The sequence below is a fragment of the Archaeoglobus profundus DSM 5631 genome, from assembly GCF_000025285.1.
GTDB lineage: Archaea > Halobacteriota > Archaeoglobi > Archaeoglobales > Archaeoglobaceae > Archaeoglobus_B > Archaeoglobus_B profundus.
Window position 1 is genome coordinate 774,536 of the sequence record NC_013741.1, and the last position, 17,125, is coordinate 791,660.

Here is a 17,125-nt window from a genome sequence, read left to right on the forward strand (position 1 = left end):
TCACTCAATTTCTAGCCAAAGCTTCTTCAACATTAGAGCATCCTCCTCCAAGTTGGGACTCTCAACAATAATCGTTCCATCTACACTAAAATCCTTAAGAGCCCTCAGTAGATCCTCGTACTTGAAGTCTGATTCTTTCAGATTGAGATGTCTCTTCTCACCTTTCAATCCATACTCTATTCCGCTAACGTGAACGTGCAACATCTTCAGAGCATCAGATCCTAAAGTATTCTCAACTGTTTCTAGTATCTGACAGAATTCTTCGTAACTGTTAAACGCTCTATATCTCGCATGAATATGTGCGAAATCTATGCAGGGAAGTATTTCAAGTTCTTGACAAAGCCTCAAAGTTTCCTCCAAATCTCCAAATTGGGTAGGCTTTCCTGTTGTTTCAGGTCTGAGCATTACTCCTCTATCTCTGGCAAATTCGACAACCGGCTTGAGGTTGTCTCTTATTCTTCTGTAGGTGGTCTCCTTCGAATGTTTGAGGTAGTATCCGGGATGAAATACGATATCTTTAGCAAAGATTCCACCTATTTCAACGGTCTTCTTCAATCTCTCAATGCTACCTTTGAGCTTAACTCCATCAGCGTTCATGTTTATGTAGTATGGTGCATGAACTGAAAGCTTTACATTCAAGCTTTCGGCAACCTCCTTGACCTGTTTCGCCATGTCTATACCCATCTTAACCCCTCTAACGAACTGAACCTCCATAGCATCCAAGCCAAGTTCTCTTATAGTTCTTATACCTCCAATAGTCGATCTGTCTTTTGAACAGTTTGGAACTCCGGCCGTTCCAAATCTCATATCTCACCACCCGACTCAACTATCAAACGAAGATCGTAAAGTCTGTCAGCAATTTCAACAATGTACTCGTGATCTTTAAGCCTAACTATCCAACCTTTAGGAATAGCATCGACACCCAACTCACAACCCTTCAAACCGCACGCCATCGCACATATAGAATCTGAATCCCCTCCTACATTCGCAGACTTAACTGCACAATCTTTAAAGCTTTCAGTTGAGAGGAAAATATTGAATGCCAGAGGTATACAGTCGTAAATCGAAATAGAGTTACCTATTCTGTCAACAACAGTCTCAACATCTTCTCCAACTAGATCGTAGGCCAAACTTATTTTATCTGCTAAAAGTTCATCGTATCTCCTTACTCTACCAATAACCTCTTCGATTGTTTCGTCATGACTGAAATTGTTGACAACGCAAGCGACCGCTAAGGCGTAGGCTATTGCACCTACAGCTGAAGATCCCCTGTGGGTTACGCTTGCAGATATCATAGCATATTTCTCAACCAAATCCAGATTAAATGAGTAAACCAGACTAATAGGCAAGACTCTCAAACTGGCACCACAGCTATCAGACTCAACACCAGCTTCAAACCAGTGCGCTCCTAGCTTCAATTTCTCTAAAGCTCTTCTCGTTGTCCATCCTATCCGGTTACTCTTCAAATTCAACAATCTTCTAGACAGATCGGCGGGATCGAGATACCTCTTGCTCAATAGGGATTCTGCAAGTATTAGCATCTGCTCTGTATCATCAGTCCACTCTCCGGCCTTTAAATCTCCAAGAGGAGAGTCTAAAAAGTCATCTATTCTACCAAACATCTTCCTAACTTCATCGAGCTTTAAGCCTTCGGCCGGCATTCCCAAAGCGTCTCCTATTGCGAATCCGAGCAAAGCTCCCCTGAACTTTTTGAGCATCATAGGATGTGGGCAAACCTTATTTATATAGCATACCCCCAAGCTCTGTGGACATCACAATATATAGAAGTGAAGTTGAAGGTGTTGCAACACCCCCTCCCTCGAAGAGCTATACGCATAGAGCATTCCTATCCTCAGCTCTTTCGAGACACTCTGAGATATTCAACCCCTTAATAGCTGAAGACACCCTCGCAACTCTCAGATGTTGTAAGGGAATTGGTGCAAGGTTCTTCAGACACAGGTGTTTTGAATTCTTTGGATGCGATGAGATAAAATCGGGCTACTTCTACGTTTCAAACTCCGGAACAACTTTGAGGCTCTTTATGGGTATTCTGTCCTTATCAAAAGGGGTTTCCGTGCTGGATGGCGACGAGTCTATAAGGAGAAGACCAAACTTGGAGCTTGCAAAGGCCCTAATAAAGCTGGGAGCTAAGGTTAAGGGTTTTAGGGACTTCTCAGCACCTATCATAGTTGGAGGGATATTAAAAGGTGGATGTGTTAAAATAAGGGCTATAAGTTCGCAGTTCGTATCTGCCTTGTTATTTTCACTACCACTTGCTAAATTCGATTCCGAGTTAAGGGTTATAGACGTTAAATCTAAGCCGTACATAGATGTAACCCTCCACGTGCTTGAAGAAAGTGGAATAAAGTTGGAGAGGGAAGGTAATACATTCTACATCGAATGTGAACAGGAGTTTAGGCTTAGAAGATTTGATGTGCCAGCCGATTTCTCATCAGCCAGCTACTTAATTGCGAGCGGAGTTTTGGCTGGAAGGGTTGAGCTCAGAGGTGTTTACGATTCGAGACAGGGTGACAAGGCTATAGTTGACATCGTAAGGAGTATGGGTGGAGAGGTTAGGTGGAAAAAAGAGGATGGAGTTCTGATAGCGGAGAAATCGGAGCTTGAGGGGATAGAAGTTGATGCGGGAGACACTCCAGACTTAGTTCCTACCATAGCCGTTCTTGGGGCTGTTGCTAAAGGTAGGACGGTGATATACAATGCCGAGCATTTGAGATACAAAGAGACCAATAGAATTGAAACAACCTACAGAAATTTGAAGGCTCTCGGCGTTGAAGTTGAGAAGAGAAGAGATGGTTTGGTCATCAAGGGAGGAAACATTCGTGGAGGTGTTGTAGATTCGTACGGCGATCACAGAATTGCCATGGCTTTCGCAGTCTTGGGACTTGTCGCAGATAAAGTTACCGTGAAAAATGCAGAGGTGGTTTCGGTCTCCTTTCCCAACTTCTTCGATGTTTTGAAGGATCTTGGTGCCAAAGTTGAGATCGTCTGATCAACAAATTTTTAACTTAGGAACTAACTTTGACCATGATTCCAGCCATCTACAAGAATCTCTGTCACGTTTGTGGTAACGACTTTGATACCGAAGAGGCTGAGAAAGGAGTTTGCAAAAAGAAAAATAGAATCATGTGCAGATTTTACGAGGACTTTATCGTTGAAGAATTCTTTAAGTTTTTTGAAAAGATCGTAGGAGAGCCAAGAGCTATTCAAAAATTCTGGGCTAAAAGAATTTTGAGGGGTGAAAGCTTTGCCGCTGTAGCACCGACTGGTATAGGCAAGACAACTTTTGGTTCGGCTATAGCACTTTTCTTGGCTTTGAAAGGTAGAAAATGTTACATAATACTTCCTACAGCACTTCTAGTTAAACAAGTTGTCGAAAATTTGGAAAAATTCTGTGAGAAACTTGATTTGAAAGCTGGATTTAATGAACTTGGAGATCCAACAATCTTATATTATCATAGTGATATTAAGAAAGATGAAAGGGAGAGATTTTTCAAGCTGTTGGAGGAAGGTAAATTCAACATACTCGTAACAACAGCCCAGTTCCTTCCAAGATACTTCCCTCAAATGAAGCATTTGAGATTTAACTTCATATTCGTAGATGATGTAGATTCCGTCTTGAAAGCTTCCAAGAATGTGGACAGGATACTTCAGCTTCTCGGCTTTTACTACGACGCAAACGAGAAGAAGTGGAAAGGAAAGGCTAGAGGATGTTTGATGGTATCTACAGCTACAGCTAAGAAGGGGCAGAAGGTTAAACTGTTCAGAGAACTCTTGAACTTCGATGTTGGAACTTCTACTCATGCCGTGAGGAACATCGAGGATGTTGCGATAAACAGCGAGGACATTAACATTCTACGTCAGATTTTGAAAAAGATGGGAACTGGAGGACTTATATACGCTAGAACCACTGAAGAGGCAGAGAAACTTTATGAAATTTTAAAGGATGAGTTTAAGATAGGAATAGTTACAGCTGGAAGAAAGAAGGATTTTGATCTGTTTGCAGAAGGCGAGATAGACTATCTCATTGGTACAGCCTACTACTACGGGACGCTCGTAAGGGGTTTGGATTTACCTGAGAGGATAAGGTTCTGTGTATTCTACGGCGCACCAGTTTTTAGAGTGAGAGTTGAGGATGTAGATACAGCGAGCGTCGGTATAATCAAGGTTCTAGCAATGATTTTCAGAGACAACGAAGAGGTAAAGAAGTTCATACCTTACTTGGCTGTGATAGATAAAAGACCAGAGGACTTGGAGCAGCTTAAATCTATCCTGAAGAAGCTGATAGAGCAGGGAGAAGTTAAGGAGAGGGATATAGTCGTCAGGAAAGGAGAAATAATATTTCCCGATATTAGAACATACATTCAAGGCTCTGGAAGAACATCAAGGCTCTTCGCTGGAGGTATAACGAAAGGTGCAAGCTTCCTCATGGAAGAGGATCCAGAAATATTTAACGCATTCATCGAGAGGGCCAAATTCTACGATATAGAGTTCAAGAGTTTGGAAGATGTTGATTTCGAGAAACTGATTAAGGAGATAGATGAGAGTAGAGAGAGATACAGAAGGAGAGAGCAGTTCGACATAATTAAGCCGACTCTTTTCATCGTTGAGAGTCCCACAAAGGCAAGGCAGATTGCAAGGTTCTTTGGACAACCAAGCGTTAAGGTTTTTGAGGAAAACGGAGAGCTTCAGCTCGTAGCATACGAAGTGCCAACACCAGAGCACGTTCTGATTGTCACAGCGTGTATTGGTCACGTTACCGATTTGATAACAAACATGGGATTCCACGGAGTAATAACCAACGGTAAATTCATTCCAATTTATGCCTCGATAAAGCGTTGCAGAGATTGTAGTTACCAGTTCACGGAGGAGAGGGATGAATGTCCACGATGCGGAAGTAAGAATGTAGATGATTCCAAGAGGAGGATAAAGGCTCTAAGAAAATTGGCTCACGATGTCGATCTAATAATAATTGGGACAGATCCAGACAGCGAGGGAGAGAAAATTGCTTGGGATCTAAGGAACTTACTGGCTGGGTGCGGTGAGATTAGGAGAGCTGAGTTCCATGAGGTCACAAGGAGAGCAGTTGTTGAAGCTCTGAAAAATTTGAGAAACATTGACGAGAATTTGGTTAAAGCTCAGATCGTTAGAAGGGTGGAAGACAGGTGGATAGGATTCGTTTTGAGTCAGAAGCTTTGGGAAGTTTTTGGTGATCGCAATTTATCAGCTGGAAGAGCGCAAACACCAGTCTTGGGATGGGTCATTCAGAGGTACGAGGAGTACAAGCAGAAAAAGAAAGTAGCAATAATTAGAGATTTTGATCTAACATTGGATGTCGAAGATTCCAAAGAGGAGCTTGAACTTGAGATAGAGCTTTTGGAGGAAAGAGAAGAGGAGAGAGTTCCACTTCCACCCTACACTACGGATACAATGCTAAGAGACGCAAATGCGATTCTGAAGATTCCTGCAAAAGATGCGATGAAATTAGCTCAAGACCTGTTCGAATCGGGATTGTGCGTAACACCCGACACTTATATAATCATGCACGATGGGTGTATCAAGAGGATAGATGAGATTTTTGAGGGTGAAAAAGTCTTGGGCTTGAACGACTTTCATGAAAAAGATGCTCATGTGCTAAAATTCTGGAGAATTCCGTACAAAGGAACAATCAAGGAAATAACGCTTGACAACAACTATCGCATAAAGGCTACACCCGATCACGGTCTTTTCGTTTATAGAGACGGAAAGTTCGGTTGGGTTTCCGCTAAGAACATAAGGGTTGGGGACTATGTGGCGGTAGCTTTCAACACTAATGTGGAAAGAAGAAACGATTTGAGCTTGCTTAAACTGTTGGCAGAGTTAGGAATAACAGACATATGCGTTGAATTTAAGGAGAATTCGAAATTGTTTGAGAAACTTAGAGAGAAGATCGTAGGTATCGCAACGAGCACGAAATACAAGTATCTGAAAAATAGAGTGATTCCGCTGAAGTATTTAATAGAATGGAATGTTAATCTCCAAGAGGTTGAAAGAGAGGCTAAGGCAATATACAGACAAAGACCTTCGGCTAAAAAGATTCCAATATTTAAGTTAAATGCCGATTTTTGGTATCTCGTCGGGTTGGTTATGGGTGACGGAACCGTTAGGGATGGAAAGGTTGCCATAGCTCAGACTGATGTTAAGAAAGTTGAGAGTATCGTGAAAGATATCCTCCCGTTCATTCAAACTTGGACGTCAGGTATGCAAGTGTTCTTTGCAAATTCAATCATAGCTGAAATTCTAAAAAGGCTTGATGTAAGGGGTAAGCTAAACGGTTTGGTATTTTCGCTTCCAGAAGAGTGGATAAACGCCATGATAGCGGGTTATATTGACACTGACGGTTGCATTTCTTTGATGTTTGATAAAAGAACAGGTAAACACAATCTGAGAATTGCTATAAGTTCTAAGGATAGAGAAAAACTTGAGAAGGTGGGATACTACTTACATTCAATTGGAATTCTAAACACACTGCACGAAGATAAAAGAAACGGAGTTTGGACATTGATTGTAAGTAACAGATCACTTAAGACATTTAAAGAGAAAATCGGCAAGTATCTTAGAATCAAGAAGGAAAGGTTTGAAAGAGCTTACGAAGTTTACACCAATGAACACAAGCAATTCGAATCTGATTTAGTTCCGTTTGGTAAACTCTTCAAGCTACTAAAATTCAAGAGAGGAATTAAAAACAAGGTTCTCAAGGAATTTGGTATCGATGTTTGGAATTGGAACGATTGCGTATGTATTCCGAGAGAGAAGCTTAGAAAAATCGTGGAACTCGCTGAAGATTCCGATATTAAAACGTTTTTGCTTGAACTGCTAAACGCAAACGTTACGTGGATCAAGGTTAAAGACGTTAAAGATCGCTACTACAACGGTTACGTTTACGACGTAACAACCACGACATCGAACTTCTTCGCCAACGCGATGTTAAATCACAACTGCACATACCACAGGACGGATTCAACGAGGGTGAGTGAAGTAGGTTTGAGGATTGCAAGGGAGTTCTTGGGTGACGATTTCGTTGCAAGAGATTGGTTTATGGAAGGAGCTCACGAATGTATAAGACCGACGAGACCTATTTCGAAGGATACACTGCAGAGGCTAATTCAGGAGGGAGTAATTCAGGTTGAAGGTATAACTTCAAGACATCTCGCATTGTACGATCTAATTTTTAGGCGTTTCATGGCAAGTCAGTGTAAGCCCTACAGGGTGAAGGTTGCGAGGTACCTGATAAGGTACGACGGTAAGGAAGTGGAAGAGGAAAGGGTTCTTGAAGCTGAGGGAAAGGCTGTAGAGCTTTACAAGTGGTGTGTCTGGGTTAAGCCAGCCTTACCAACTGGTAAGGTTAAAGTTAAGGCGGAAATAAGAACTGTTCCAAAGGCACCGCTATTCACTCAGTCTGACATAGTTAGGCTAATGAAAGAGAGAGGAATAGGAAGACCCTCAACGTACGCAACAATCGTCGATAGACTCTTCATGAGAAACTACGTTATCGAGAAGAACGGAAGAGTTATTCCCACCAAGAGGGGTATAGACGTGTTCAACTACCTCGCATCTAACTACGGTAAGTTTGTTTCGGAGGAAAGAACGAGGTTACTTGAGGAAAAGATGGATGCAGTCGAGAGAGGAGAACTAGATTATTTCAAAGCTTTGCAGGAGCTTTACGAGGAAATAAGAGAGATAGCGTAATTCTTGATATAGCCTTCGGACACATAGGAGGTAACAAATAACATAAAACTTTTTATAATTGTTACTTAAGTTGAAAACATGGAGGAGAACATAACGAGGATAGGAGTAAGTCTACCAAAGAATCTGCTCGAAGAGTTTGATTCGATAATAAAAACTAGGGGCTATTCTTCGAGAAGTGAAGCTATAAGAGACGCTATAAGGAATTACATAATGGAGTACAAGTGGCTAGAAAGAGAGGAGGGAGAAATTGTTGGTGTTGTTTACATAATATACGATCATACTGTAAAGGGTGTCAGCGATGCAATTATTGACTTGCAACACGAATTCCTAGACGTTATAACTACGACAATGCATATCCATCTGAGTAAGGATTACTGTCTCGAAATAATCCTCGTAAAGGGAGATATGAAAAAAGTAAAGGCTTTGGTGGATAAAGCTACAACCATAAAAGGTGTTATGAACGTTAAACTTGTCACAGCCGTAAAGAGCTGACGCAAGTTTTAAATAGCAGTAGAACACAACACATTTTTGGAAGCGGGGTGGGGTAGTCAGGTAATCCCGGCGGGCTCATAACCCGCAGATCGGCCGTTCAAATCGGCCCCCCGCTATAAACCCTTACAATTTTTGAGAGTTAAATAGTCGCCCAGATAGTATCGATACTCTACTCTCTTCCCTTAGTTGTGCGAATGTCCAAATAGCTCGAAACAAAGGGTAGTACATGGATGAACTTCTCAAGCTCGCAAAGGTTAGATTCGTCGGAATGGACAAGACCAACGAATACGACAGAGAACTCCTTGAATATGCGAAGAAATTGAGTCTAATAAAGCCTATGTTCCTTGCAGAGCTCTGCAACGTTGTTGAAACAATTGCCAGATTTAACCCATCTCTAGCTCTGAGCATATCGGCACATCACTTAGCTCTATACTGCTTAAAGGACTGTAACGATTTCTGTGCTTTCGCTTTAACTGAAAAATCTGGTAGCAACGTTAAGGCAATTGAAACCAAAGCTGAAGAAGCCGATAAAGGCTACATTATTAGAGGTTCTAAGAACTTCGTTACAAACGGTGAATTTGCAGAAGTTTTTGTAATTACTGCAAGGCACGAAGGCAAAGTTAATGTTTTTGCAGTCGATAAGGGAGGAATAAAAGCTGAAAGAGTTGATCTAGGCTGTTTTAGGGGTAGTGGCATCGCAAAAATATACATCGACGGTATTGGTCGTGAACTTGGAGATTTAAAGCTTGCAATGTCAGCTTTAAACGTAGGCAGAGTTGTTTTCTCATCGTTAGCTCTAGGAATAGCCAAAAGATGTTTTGAGCTTGCTTTGAATAGAGCTAAGAGATTGGGCTTAATCAACAATCAAGGACTGAGGTGGAGGTTTGTCGATCTTAAATCCGATATTGAAGTTGTATCGAGCTATATAAATAGCGTTGTCAGTAGCTTCAGCGAAAAAGATGGTGTTAGACCGGCTATATGCAAGTTGAAGGCGTGTAAAATTGCTAAAGCTTGTGCGGACTTTGCAGTCGAGGTTTTCGGTGCTAAGGGATTAATAAAGCACTCAATAACCGAGATTCTTTACAGATATGCTAAGGCTCTTGACATTGGAGAAGGGACAAACGAAATAATGAAGGAAATAATCTCAAGATCATTCTAAAATTTTGTCTATCAGCTTTTCGAGCTCAACTGCATGATTTTCCTTGACTACGTTTAATACGAGCATAGTGTAAGTCTTTTTAACATGCTTCATTCCAGCTATCCTCTTAACAAACTCATTTAAATCCTCTCTAGTCTTAAACTTGGCTACAGTTATAACGTCAAATTCTCCAGTTACATCGTAAACTGCAGTGACATTTGGTTCTTTGGCAAGAATATTCTCAAGTTCTACTAGATGTTTTCCCTCAGCTGTGATGCCTATTATAGCGGTTAGATCAAACCCTAGCTTCGAATGATTGATTATAGGTATGAACTTCTCTATAACTCCCATCCTCTTTAGCTTGTTTATCCTGTTATAAACAGTTCCTTCAGCAACATCTAACTTCTCCGCAATCTCCTTTAAGCTCTTCCTAGCATCCTTTTGAAGCTCGATCAATATTTCTATGTCGAGTCTGTCGATTTTATCAGGCATTGAGTTTAAATGCTGAGAAAACCCTTAAAAGCTTTTCCTAACTTAAATCTCCGCAAGAGCAAAAGACTTCATTTATAGCTGATAGAACATTTTCAAATCCTACACATTTTAAGGCGGATATCTTTATAATCCTGAATCTCATGGTCGTGTACTCTATAAGGCCTATAAGCTTCTCTACAATTTCGCCTAAAACTCCCTCAACTTCCCCTAACTTCGATGTAACTTCCTTTAAATCGAAATCAGCCACGTCGCACTTGTTAAGAACTGTTATCGTTGGCATCGACAGTCTTAAAGATATTACAGCGTTTTGGGCAACTATTGACGCAAAGTTTTCCGGTGTAGATGCTACTTCAGCGTCTATAATGAATATACAAACGCACCAATCGTTTTTCGCAATCCTTTCGGCCATTGCAAGTCCATGTTTGCTGTAGAGGAAAAGCTCCATCTGACCCGGTGTATCGTATATTATATAATCTCCCTCCAGCATGAGTTCGTCAATGTGCTCAAGTGAGAGCTCGATCGATTTTAGTAGTGCACCGTTTATACCTAACTTGAATTTCTTCATAACATCTTCAGTTCTAACAAACTCTCTTATGTCCCTGTCCGCTCTATAAATAGGATCGGAGGCTGGATCAAGATTGACAACTTTGACGTTATATTCTTTCAAGTACTCAGAGAAGTTCTTAACGAATGTACTCTTCCCACTCCCGGCAGGACCTACGACAACAATATTCATAATAGGAAGTCAGGTATTCTCTGCTTATAAATCAAGTCACCGTAACTTTCTCTCTCTCTTACAACGTACCACCTACTTCCATCAACCAAAACTTCTGCACATCTTGGTCTTCCATTGTACTGGCTACTCATAACGAAACCGTAAGCACCCGTATCAAATATCGCAATTAAATCACCCTTTTCTACCTTCGGAAGTTTCCTATCCTCAGCTAAGATATCTCCGCTCTCGCATATTGGCCCGACTATTGTGTAAGTCTCTTCAGCTTCTTTGTCCATCTTGTTCGCAACCGCAACTCTATGATAAGCGTTGTATAGGACTGGTCTTATAAGTAGATTAAATCCAGCATCTACTGCAACAAAGTTCTTGTAAGCTTTCTTTACAGCATTGACTTTCGTTAGCAGTATCGTCGTGTTGCCAACAAGACTTCTCCCCGGCTCTAGGTATAGCTTTGGATCCGAATTCAGCTCCTTCTTTCTTTCATTAAAAACGGGTAATATTTCATTCGCAAAATCCTGTGGTGTAGGTGCTCCCTCGCCAGTATAATCTATGGCCAAACCACCGCCTATGTCCAAAAACCTGATTTCTACACCGAGTTTCTCAATCTCAACCGCCAAATCAAATAATCTGTTTAGAGCTTCGACAAAAGGATCTATTTCCTTTATCTGACTTCCTATGTGGCAGTGTATTCCGACTGGCTTTACATTTGGAAGTTCTACAGCCTTTTTGTAAGCTTCCAGAGCAATATCCCATGGTATTCCAAATTTTGATGTTTTCAATCCTGTTGCAATCTTTGGATGCGTCTTTGGATCAATATCTGGATTTACCCTGAAAGCAATCTCAACTATCTTACCTTTCTTTTCAGCAATCTTTTGGATTGTATAAAGCTCGTCTAAGCTATCAACGCTGAATTTAACGTTACAATCAATTCCCATCTCTATTTCTTCATCGCTCTTGGAATTTCCATTGAAAAGTAATTTATTGGAAGGGAATCCGGCCAGCCTAGCCATGTAAAGTTCCCCACCACTGAAAACATCCGCTCCAAATCCATGTTTTGCAATTATCCTCATTATTGCCAAGTTATTGTTAGCTTTAACAGCGTAAAGGATCTCGGCATCTGGAAATGCTCTCTTATAGGCTTCGATGTTCTCCTCGAGCTTAGCTTTAGACGTTATGTAGAGAGGAGTCCCAAGCTCTTCAGCTAGCTCTACAACACTGACATCCTCAACATGCAGAACACCGTCTATGACCTTGAACATGATCACACAATGACTTCACTTAATTAAGTTTTTCAGTTCTGCAGGCAAATGTAATTCATGAAGTTCAAGGGAAAACATTCGGAAGTTTACGTTAGAAATAGTAAAGCGGTAAAGGTGTTTAAGCCTGAGTTCAAGTACAACTTTTGGAAGGAAGTTAGATACCTAACGGTGCTTCAGAAAAGGGGTTTTGTCCCCGAAATATACGATTTCGATCCGAACGAACTTACCATAGAGATGGAGTTCATTGATGGGATTATGATAAAGGATTTCGTTAAAGAGAGAGATTTCGAAGAAGTTGTAGATGTTCTTAAGAAGTGCCTAGACATCTGTTTCTACCTAGACAGAATGAGAATTCAGAAGGAGGAGATGAATCATCCACAGAAGCATATAATAATAGGTGATAGGGTAGTCTTCATAGACTTTGAAAGAGCCTACGATAGCCCAAATCCTAGCAATGTTACACAGTTCTTGGAGTATATTAGAAAGGTTACGGGGTTTAAGGCAGATATCGAACTTGTAAAGAGATATAAGGAATACTATAGAATTGGAGACTACAACATACTCAAAGCCAACGTCTTTAGCGCTTACAAATCTTGACGAAGTTCCTGTAGAAATCAACCCCGTATTCAGTGTGATAAACTTCAGGATGCCACTGAACTCCGTATATTGGCTTACTTTTATGTCTCATAGCTTCTATTTCACAAATTTCAGATTTTGCTAAGAGTTTAAAGTCTTTGGGCAGCTTTTTCACCTCATCCATGTGACTTGCCCAAGCCTTAAACTCCTTCGGAATTCCCTCAAAGATCTCATCGTCTTCAACTACCTTAATTTTGACTTCGGCGTATCCCCCAGCTTTACCTTTTCCAACTTCTCCACCGAAAACTTTGGCAATCAACTGGTGACCTAGACAAACACCCAGAATGGGTATGTCGAGCTCCTTAACATAGAGCTCACAGTTGCCCGTTCTATCTAAAGAAGGTCCACCACCCAAAACAAGTCCGTCAACGTCTTTAAGTTCTTCCACTGGCGTAGTATTGGGGATGAGCTTCGTTTCGACTCCCAAATCTCTCAGTGTCCGATGTATGAGGTGGTTGTACTGTCCGTAGTTGTAGACAACGTATATTTTTACCATCGAACGTAGTTACTTTTGAGTGTATTTAACGTTATTCAAGTAGCTCGAGCAAAGTTTCTTCTCCCTTTTCCCTTCTAAACAATCTGAATAACCTCTTCCTAGCGACGGTTATTTCAAATTCTCTGCTTAATTCTCCAACACTCGATCTGGCATTCACTATAACTTTGAATGTCCCTTCGTACTTCGGAACGATTTTTACATCACTTCTAACGACCATACCCCTTCTAACGGGTGGAAATTCAATCATTTTTGGCTCAACTTCGAAGTACTTTTCAAGATCTGTTAGATCAACGACCAAGTTCTCTACAACATCGTGCAGAACATTCTTGTAGCCAATTTTAACATTAAAGGCCTCGTTGATGTAAACTTTTTTCGGAAGTTCAACAACGAGTTGCAACCTTTCAAGCTCTTCAATCGCTGTAAGTATGAACTCGTAACTTCTTCCGTACTCTCTCCTCTTGAAGTATTTCTTAGCTTGCTTAACTAGTCTTTTGACACTTTTAGGCTTTAGATCTTTGGAGAGCTTTAACAGAGATTTAATCTCATCTATCTTCCTCTGGACGAGTATATGAGGAAGGGGCAGGAACTTGAAATCGTACTCCTCTCTAACAACCTCTACGATCCTACCCTCGAAATCGAACTTTACCTTGCTACCGTACGTATAAGCAGTTATGCCGTCATCACCGAATTTAACGTCATACACAATTCCGTCGAGCTTTTTGCTCCATAGAACGTGTCCATCTCTAGTCAAAAGTATCAGATCGTTGTAGTTGGAAACTGCAACAGCGTATCCAACTCTCACAAGATTTGCCTTTAAATGTAGTTTCCATAGCTCTTCTCCTTCAGAGTTGAGACATTTTATACCTTTATCTGTAGCAACGATGAAGATTTCTCCGTCAAAATCCAAGGCTAAGACTTTTCCAACCCTCTTAGAGAGTACTTTCTCACCACTCCCGTTCAATACCAAGACTTTCTTACCAACACCTACAGCAACCTTATCGTTACGGCAACTTACGGCATTAGCCTTAATCTTCTTCCTCCAGATTATATTTCCTTCAGGACCGATCAAAGCAACTTCATTCTCAGTTCTGACAGCTATGGTCTTGTCAACAGAGATCTCGAATATAGGTTTGTCAAAACTTACAACGAAATTTCTTCCGACGAGAATATTTTCATAGCAAACTATCTCCCCCCTTTTACAGTAAACCCATCTGTCCGCAGGCTTGATCAGCTTAATTTCTTTCGCCTCTTCAAGCTGAGTTTCCATTGCCTCTACTTGACACATTCTTAAATATAAATTTGACCTAAGAGAAACCGAAACATTTATTGAGTCAGCACAGTTCTAAGTCTCGTGAGGCAGTTCATAGAGGTCATAAAACCTAAGCAAACCGCTTTACTGATGATTACTTGCGTTGTAGCTTATCTAGTATCCCTCAGGAGCTTGAGTATAGATATAGTTCACTTTCTAAAAGCTATGATATCGACCTTTCTAGCCGTAGCCGGAACAACCGCTCTGAACATGTGGCTCGATAGAGATATAGATGCTTTGATGTGCAGAACTAGAAACAGACCTGTACCCTCTGGAAAGTTAAGCCCTAAAACATGTATGATCTATGGATCTACCCTATTCATCTCTGGTTTTTTGATAGGATTAACCGTTAACGTCGTGCTTGCAATCGTGCTGCTCTTGGGATTGATATTTGACATTGTGATATATACTATTCTTCTGAAGCGCAAAAGTCCATATTCGATAGTCCTAGGCGGATTCGCTGGAGCTATGCCCGCTCTAGCAGGTTGGTGTGCAGTTAGAGAAGTGGACATCTTAGGTGGTCTACTCTTGGCCACCATAGTCTTACTATGGATTCCCGCACACATCTGGTACATCACCATGCATTACGAGGACGATTACAGAAAGGCAAACATACCGATGTATCCTCTCGTTGTGGGAATGGAGAAGGCATCTTGGGCGATAGTCTTCTGTACAGCATTAATGTTGATTGTAGTCGCCCTCCTATACATAGTAGCGGATTTAAGTCTCCTTTACCTAGTATTATCAACTCTCGTCGTATCTTACTTCCTGTACAAAGCTGTAAGATTCGCAAAGGCGCCGGATAGGGTTAAAGCCAGAAAGATGTACAAGCTTGCGAGCGTGACCTTAGGAATTGTCTACATCTCCATGCTTTTCGGAATCTTTGGCTGAAATCTTTTGAATTCCTTCAGGAGGCTTATCAAATCCTCTCTCAAGGAATGGACAGTGCTTCATGCAGAATTCAAACTGCTTCATTTGGGCCTTTAGCTCGAACTCCATCTGCTTGTATTTGGCTTTATAAAGTTCCTCTCGCGCATTCATGTAAAGGTCAAAGGCCTTGCATATCACAACACTTAAACGCCTATCAAGCTCAAGCAACTCATCCTTGTTAAGGTTGATCTTGTTGAGCACTATTTCTCTCAAGTAAAAGAGAGTACCTATACTCCCTCCTGCAGACAACCTCGAGTCAGTTGCCAAGTATCTCATGAGATAATCGAGAGATGAATCCAGATCCTTGTAGTTGTTTTCAGCTATAGCATAAACTATTCCCTTGGCACACTCATCTAAGAAGTCGACTATCTCCACTGGAGGTCTGATAGGGTATCTCTTCAGGAAAAGCTCCCTAAACTCTTTAGCTATGTCGTCCTTCTTTTTTTCTAATTCCTTCAGCATAAAAATAGAGATGTTCGGGCGTTTCAAACAGTTTTCGGTTTACCATGGATGAGTGCCGACTATTACCTCCTTATTTGTGAAGTTCTTTACAGTCTCTACAAGCTTATCCAGATTCATCGGGCAGCCGCCCATACTCGTAGCAGCCTTTATGCAGTTTCCTATAAATACCACATCAAAGTCGTCGAACCCTTCAATCCACTTCTTGTAAAGCTTCAATCTCGGAATAACAAATCCCGGACAACCACCACATCCCAATATTCCTACAATATCCACCTTATCGAACTTTTCAAAGTTTCCAAGCCTCTCTCTTGCCGCAGTAAGACATCTCTCACAGCCTATACAAACTCTATCTCTAATCTTTTCGCAACATATTATCAAAGCTTTCACCATTTTCGATCACCCAAAAAATAAGGTTTAACAACAATTTAAAGATTTCTATATTCGCAATTCATCAGAAACGTATTTAAACAAAGTAGTGATGGGCGGTGTGATGCAAGGGGTAGTCGAGTACGAATATCTCATTCCTCCGGATGAGTACCTAGCCGCTGGCGTTCACATAGGCACTCAGATAAGAACAGGCGACATGAAGAAGTTCATATACAAGGTAAGACCTGACGGACTTTACGTCTTAGACATTAAGAAGCTTGATGAGAGAATAAGAATTGCAGGAAAGTTCTTGGCAAGATTCGAGCCTTCAAAAATCCTTGCAGTCTCAGCAAGGCAGTACGGCCAAAAGCCAGTGATGATGTTCGCCAGAGCTGTTGGATGCGATTATGTCATTGGAAGGTTCATACCGGGAACGCTCACGAATCCAATGCTTAAGGAGTACAGAGAGCCAGATGTAGTAATAGTCACCGATCCGGCCATAGATAAACAGGCAGTTGAAGAGGCGACTAGAGTGGGAATCCCAGTGGTAGCTCTGTGCGATACGAACAACTCGACTGCAAATGTGGACTTGGTAATTCCTACAAACAACAAGGGTAGAAAGGCATTGGCACTTGTATACTGGTTGCTTGCAAGAGAAGTACTTAGAAACAGGGGAGTTGAGGAGTTCCCCTACGCTGTAAGCGACTTTGAAGCAGAACTATAATGCCGGACTACTTGGTAGTTTTACAGGGCGCTTGGATAGTTAGGAATGTCAAGACAGTAAAAGATGCAATGAACATAGCCGTCGCTGAAGCTGGTAAGAGGTTACACCCCGATTTAGATTTCGTAGAGATTGATGTTGGTGTGACTCAGTGTCCAAAGTGCGGTGAAAACCTAAAAAGCGTTTTTTTAGTTGCCAACACAGCTTTAGTTGGCTTAATATTTGAGATGAAGGTTTTCAACGCTCAAAGCAAGGAGCATGCAATTAGGATAGCTAAGGCGGAGCTTGGAAAGCGATTGCAGAGAGTTCCACTCGAAGTGGTTGATGTTGTTGAGTTGGAATGAT

Annotated in this window: 17 protein-coding genes and 1 tRNA gene; 9 read left to right on the plus strand and 9 right to left on the minus strand. The window is 41.3% G+C overall.

What is annotated here, in order from left to right; translation table 11 throughout:
- The gene (locus ARCPR_RS04595) at positions 1 to 807 is read right to left on the minus strand and encodes a TIM barrel protein (RefSeq protein WP_012940320.1); all 807 of its coding nucleotides are present in this window, start codon (positions 805 to 807) and stop codon (positions 1 to 3) included.
- On the minus strand, positions 804 to 1,718 hold the full coding sequence (locus ARCPR_RS04600) for an ADP-ribosylglycohydrolase family protein (protein ID WP_048084427.1): 915 nt from the start codon (positions 1,716 to 1,718) through the stop codon (positions 804 to 806). Before ARCPR_RS04600 ends, ARCPR_RS04595 begins: the two co-directional genes overlap by 4 nt.
- A 47-nt stretch (positions 1,719 to 1,765) precedes the next feature.
- Here ARCPR_RS04600 and aroA point away from each other — a divergent pair, with 47 nt between their 5' ends.
- From aroA to ARCPR_RS04625, 5 genes are all read left to right on the plus strand, one after another.
- A complete protein-coding gene (gene aroA, locus ARCPR_RS04605; RefSeq protein WP_012940322.1) occupies positions 1,766 to 3,010 on the plus strand; it encodes a 3-phosphoshikimate 1-carboxyvinyltransferase in 1,245 nt (414 codons plus the stop codon).
- A gap of 35 nt (positions 3,011 to 3,045) precedes the next feature.
- The gene (gene rgy / locus ARCPR_RS04610) at positions 3,046 to 7,746 is read left to right on the plus strand and encodes a reverse gyrase (RefSeq protein ID WP_012940323.1); all 4,701 of its coding nucleotides are present in this window, start codon (positions 3,046 to 3,048) and stop codon (positions 7,744 to 7,746) included.
- Positions 7,747 to 7,824: 78 nt separating this feature from the next.
- The gene (nikR, locus tag ARCPR_RS04615; protein ID WP_012940324.1) at positions 7,825 to 8,238 is read left to right on the plus strand and encodes a nickel-responsive transcriptional regulator NikR; all 414 of its coding nucleotides are present in this window, start codon (positions 7,825 to 7,827) and stop codon (positions 8,236 to 8,238) included.
- Positions 8,239 to 8,279: 41 nt separating this feature from the next.
- Positions 8,280 to 8,354 (plus strand) — tRNA-Met (locus ARCPR_RS04620).
- 110 nt (positions 8,355 to 8,464) lie between these two features.
- Positions 8,465 to 9,397: an acyl-CoA dehydrogenase family protein gene (locus ARCPR_RS04625; protein WP_012940325.1), complete on the plus strand. Its 933-nt coding sequence runs from the start codon at positions 8,465 to 8,467 to the stop codon at positions 9,395 to 9,397.
- Here the strand turns inward: ARCPR_RS04625 and ARCPR_RS04630 are convergent.
- From ARCPR_RS04630 to lysA, 3 genes are read right to left on the minus strand one after another with little or no spacing between them, the layout of a single operon-like run.
- The gene (locus ARCPR_RS04630; protein WP_012940326.1) at positions 9,389 to 9,868 is read right to left on the minus strand and encodes an Lrp/AsnC family transcriptional regulator; all 480 of its coding nucleotides are present in this window, start codon (positions 9,866 to 9,868) and stop codon (positions 9,389 to 9,391) included. The two genes, ARCPR_RS04625 and ARCPR_RS04630, sit on opposite strands and share 9 nt — an antisense overlap.
- A 37-nt stretch (positions 9,869 to 9,905) precedes the next feature.
- On the minus strand, positions 9,906 to 10,604 hold the full coding sequence (locus ARCPR_RS04635) for an ATP/GTP-binding protein (RefSeq protein WP_012940327.1): 699 nt from the start codon (positions 10,602 to 10,604) through the stop codon (positions 9,906 to 9,908).
- Positions 10,601 to 11,860 (minus strand): diaminopimelate decarboxylase, encoded by a 1,260-nt coding sequence (gene lysA / locus ARCPR_RS04640; protein ID WP_012940328.1) that lies wholly within the window; start codon positions 11,858 to 11,860, stop codon positions 10,601 to 10,603. Before lysA ends, ARCPR_RS04635 begins: the two co-directional genes overlap by 4 nt.
- 57 nt (positions 11,861 to 11,917) lie before the next feature.
- Between lysA and ARCPR_RS04645 the strand changes: the two genes are divergently transcribed.
- Positions 11,918 to 12,457: a hypothetical protein gene (locus tag ARCPR_RS04645; RefSeq protein ID WP_012940329.1), complete on the plus strand. Its 540-nt coding sequence runs from the start codon at positions 11,918 to 11,920 to the stop codon at positions 12,455 to 12,457.
- Here ARCPR_RS04645 and ARCPR_RS04650 read toward each other — a convergent pair.
- Together ARCPR_RS04650 and ARCPR_RS04655 are read right to left on the minus strand one after the other, a co-directional pair.
- A complete protein-coding gene (locus ARCPR_RS04650) occupies positions 12,438 to 12,992 on the minus strand; it encodes a GMP synthase subunit A (protein ID WP_012940330.1) in 555 nt (184 codons plus the stop codon). The two genes, ARCPR_RS04645 and ARCPR_RS04650, sit on opposite strands and share 20 nt — an antisense overlap.
- Positions 12,993 to 13,023: 31 nt before the next feature.
- On the minus strand, positions 13,024 to 14,259 hold the full coding sequence (locus ARCPR_RS04655; protein WP_048084429.1) for a PQQ-binding-like beta-propeller repeat protein: 1,236 nt from the start codon (positions 14,257 to 14,259) through the stop codon (positions 13,024 to 13,026).
- 84 nt (positions 14,260 to 14,343) lie between these two features.
- Here ARCPR_RS04655 and cyoE point away from each other — a divergent pair, with 84 nt between their 5' ends.
- Positions 14,344 to 15,192, plus strand: a complete 849-nt coding sequence (gene cyoE, locus ARCPR_RS04660; protein ID WP_012940332.1) for a heme o synthase — start codon at positions 14,344 to 14,346, stop codon at positions 15,190 to 15,192.
- Here cyoE and ARCPR_RS04665 read toward each other — a convergent pair.
- Both ARCPR_RS04665 and ARCPR_RS04670 read right to left on the minus strand, forming a co-directional pair.
- Positions 15,148 to 15,693 (minus strand): hypothetical protein, encoded by a 546-nt coding sequence (locus tag ARCPR_RS04665; protein ID WP_012940333.1) that lies wholly within the window; start codon positions 15,691 to 15,693, stop codon positions 15,148 to 15,150. The genes cyoE and ARCPR_RS04665 overlap by 45 nt on opposite strands.
- Positions 15,694 to 15,732: 39 nt before the next feature.
- Positions 15,733 to 16,083, minus strand: coding sequence for a CGGC domain-containing protein (locus ARCPR_RS04670; protein ID WP_012940334.1), 351 nt, complete (start codon positions 16,081 to 16,083; stop codon positions 15,733 to 15,735).
- 100 nt (positions 16,084 to 16,183) lie between these two features.
- On the opposite strand from ARCPR_RS04670, the gene rpsB reads away from it, so the two are divergent.
- Together rpsB and ARCPR_RS04680 are read left to right on the plus strand one after the other, a co-directional pair.
- Complete coding sequence (gene rpsB, locus ARCPR_RS04675) at positions 16,184 to 16,783, plus strand: 30S ribosomal protein S2 (RefSeq protein ID WP_245526122.1); 600 nt, start codon at positions 16,184 to 16,186, stop codon at positions 16,781 to 16,783.
- Positions 16,783 to 17,124 (plus strand): DUF555 domain-containing protein, encoded by a 342-nt coding sequence (locus ARCPR_RS04680; protein WP_012940336.1) that lies wholly within the window; start codon positions 16,783 to 16,785, stop codon positions 17,122 to 17,124. Before rpsB ends, ARCPR_RS04680 begins: the two co-directional genes overlap by 1 nt.
- Position 17,125: the final 1 nt, after the last annotated feature.

Excerpts from the sequence above, each read along its gene's own strand:
- nikR (WP_012940324.1), top strand. The coding sequence starts at position 7,825 with ATGGAGGAGAACATAACGAGGATAGGAGTAAGTCTACCAAAGAATCTG.
- ARCPR_RS04595 (WP_012940320.1), bottom strand. The coding sequence starts at position 807 with ATGAGATTTGGAACGGCCGGAGTTCCAAACTGTTCAAAAGACAGATCG.
- ARCPR_RS04645 (WP_012940329.1), top strand. The coding sequence starts at position 11,918 with ATGAAGTTCAAGGGAAAACATTCGGAAGTTTACGTTAGAAATAGTAAA.
- ARCPR_RS04625 (WP_012940325.1), top strand. The coding sequence starts at position 8,465 with ATGGATGAACTTCTCAAGCTCGCAAAGGTTAGATTCGTCGGAATGGAC.
- lysA (WP_012940328.1), bottom strand. The coding sequence starts at position 11,860 with ATGTTCAAGGTCATAGACGGTGTTCTGCATGTTGAGGATGTCAGTGTT.
- ARCPR_RS04680 (WP_012940336.1), top strand. The coding sequence starts at position 16,783 with ATGCCGGACTACTTGGTAGTTTTACAGGGCGCTTGGATAGTTAGGAAT.
- ARCPR_RS04670 (WP_012940334.1), bottom strand. The coding sequence starts at position 16,083 with ATGGTGAAAGCTTTGATAATATGTTGCGAAAAGATTAGAGATAGAGTT.
- ARCPR_RS04600 (WP_048084427.1), bottom strand. The coding sequence starts at position 1,718 with ATGCTCAAAAAGTTCAGGGGAGCTTTGCTCGGATTCGCAATAGGAGAC.
- rgy (WP_012940323.1), top strand. The coding sequence starts at position 3,046 with ATGATTCCAGCCATCTACAAGAATCTCTGTCACGTTTGTGGTAACGAC.
- ARCPR_RS04630 (WP_012940326.1), bottom strand. The coding sequence starts at position 9,868 with ATGCCTGATAAAATCGACAGACTCGACATAGAAATATTGATCGAGCTT.
- ARCPR_RS04650 (WP_012940330.1), bottom strand. The coding sequence starts at position 12,992 with ATGGTAAAAATATACGTTGTCTACAACTACGGACAGTACAACCACCTC.
- ARCPR_RS04665 (WP_012940333.1), bottom strand. The coding sequence starts at position 15,693 with ATGCTGAAGGAATTAGAAAAAAAGAAGGACGACATAGCTAAAGAGTTT.
- rpsB (WP_245526122.1), top strand. The coding sequence starts at position 16,184 with ATGCAAGGGGTAGTCGAGTACGAATATCTCATTCCTCCGGATGAGTAC.
- ARCPR_RS04655 (WP_048084429.1), bottom strand. The coding sequence starts at position 14,259 with ATGGAAACTCAGCTTGAAGAGGCGAAAGAAATTAAGCTGATCAAGCCT.
- ARCPR_RS04635 (WP_012940327.1), bottom strand. The coding sequence starts at position 10,604 with ATGAATATTGTTGTCGTAGGTCCTGCCGGGAGTGGGAAGAGTACATTC.